Source organism: Hydrogenophaga intermedia (genome assembly GCF_023715105.1).
Taxonomy (GTDB): domain Bacteria; phylum Pseudomonadota; class Gammaproteobacteria; order Burkholderiales; family Burkholderiaceae_C; genus Hydrogenophaga; species Hydrogenophaga intermedia_A.
The window spans coordinates 1-384 of record NZ_JAMBNO010000130.1 but is presented as its reverse complement, the minus strand read 5'-3'; the positions used below and the strand labels follow the sequence as shown (position 1 = coordinate 384).

Below are 384 nucleotides of genomic sequence, written 5' to 3'. Positions count from 1 at the left end.
CGTCCTTCAAACGTCAATCTGGCATTCTTGTGGCTGTTCATCCGACGGGTTTCCTCTGTGAGTGCTGAAGCGTGGTAACTCCAGTCTCCCAGATGCCGTCGGGTGAACAACCTATTGCAACATCACATCTAGACAACTAAAGTTGTTAGCGCCTACATCCACTTGATGGCGTGTTTTTCAGAGTGGAAGGCATGCCAACAGTGGGGACATTTGTTGCCACTTTCTCAATCAAAGTTGTAAACCGCTGAACTTGGAAAGTGAACCGCCCCGGGATTTGAGGAGGCTCTTTTCTCTGAGAGGATTGAGCCATGAACAAGAAGTCGAACAAGTTCTCACCCGAGGTGCGCGAGCGCGCCGTGCGCATGGTGCAGGAGCACCGGGGCG

Annotated in this window: 1 pseudogene; it reads right to left on the bottom strand. The window is 52.3% G+C overall.

The window, feature by feature from the left end:
- Positions 1–152: 152 nt before the first annotated feature.
- Positions 153–218, bottom strand: a pseudogene (locus tag M3149_RS23265) (zinc finger domain-containing protein); the annotation flags it as partial.
- Positions 219–384: the final 166 nt, after the last annotated feature.